This is a genomic window from Vaccinium witches'-broom phytoplasma str. VAC (genome assembly GCF_000309405.1).
Classification (GTDB): domain Bacteria; phylum Bacillota_I; class Bacilli_A; order Acholeplasmatales; family Acholeplasmataceae; genus Phytoplasma.
Genome location: NZ_AKIN01000026.1, coordinates 1 through 1,214, shown reverse-complemented (window position 1 = coordinate 1,214; position 1,214 = coordinate 1). Strand labels below are relative to the sequence as shown.

General features: G+C 23.3%; 1 protein-coding gene. It reads right to left on the bottom strand.

Annotation, left to right across the window (positions count from 1 at the left end; all coding sequences use genetic code 11):
• Positions 1-31 precede the first annotated feature (31 nt).
• The coding region (gene dnaA / locus RI68_RS00850; RefSeq protein WP_017193370.1) for a chromosomal replication initiator protein DnaA at positions 32-1,214 on the bottom strand (1,183 nt) is incomplete at its 5' end.

Here is a 1,214-nt window from a genome sequence, read left to right as displayed (position 1 = left end):
TATTTTATATTTCTTTTCTTTAAAATTAATTTTAACTATTTATTTTTTCTATAATAAGTTCAACAGTTTTGTTCAATTCTTCGTTTTCTTTGATTTTTTTCTCTATTTTTCTGTAAGCTTTTAAAATAGTAGAATGATGTCTTTTATTAAAGTGCAGGCCGATTATTTCATAAGAAGAATTGTTTATTTTTTTAATTAAATAAATAGCGATATGACGAGGTAGAGAAAATTTATTATGTTTTTTACCACTAATTAAATCGCGTACACTGATATTATAAAATTCACTAACTATATTTTTTATTTTTTTAACATCTATCTCTTCTTTTGAAAGATTTTTTTTATTTTTTAATAAAGGGTCTAGAGCTTCTGTTACATTTTTTAAATTAATTTCTAACCCATAAATTTGAGTATAATTTAAAAGTCTTAACAAAACTCCTTCCATTTCCCTTATGTTATCGCCAAAACGCGAAGAAATAAATTCTAAAATTTCTTTTTTTATTTTGGTGTTGTCGCCTTCAATCTCAAATATTTTTTTCTTTAAAATTTCTAAACGATGTTTAGAATCAGGTTTTTTAATATCTACTATTAATCCTGCTTTAAAACGATTAGTCAATCTTTCCATAATTTTATTCAATTCAGAAATAGGTTTATCGCTGGTAATAATGATTTGTTTTTTATTCAAATTAAGATAATCAAAAAGTTTAAAAAATTCCATTTGAGTTCTTTTAGCGTCAGCCATTATTTGAATATCATCTACCAAAAGAACATCAATATTACGGTATTTATTATTGAAATCTTCCATTTTATCTTTTCTTAATTGATTAGTAAAATCTTCAATAAAGCCATCAGCTTTAACGTATAAAATCTTTTTATGAGGATGTTTATCAAAAATATAATTACCAATTGCTTGCATAAGATGAGTTTTTCCCAAACCCACTGAACCAAAAATATATAAAGGATTCGTTTGTACGACTTTCGCTTCAGCGATTTGTTTAGCCATTTTAAAGGCGAAAATGTTACTCGGACCAACAATAAAATTATCAAATTTATAATCAGCTTCTAATTTTCCCAAATGATAACTATTAAAATTTATTCTTTTTTCTTGAATTTCTTCTTCTTTTTCTTTTTTAATTTCTTCCTTAGTAATAAAATTAAAAGTTATTTTTTGTTTAGAATATTTTTCCGATAATTCTTCAATTTTTTTTAAATAAATA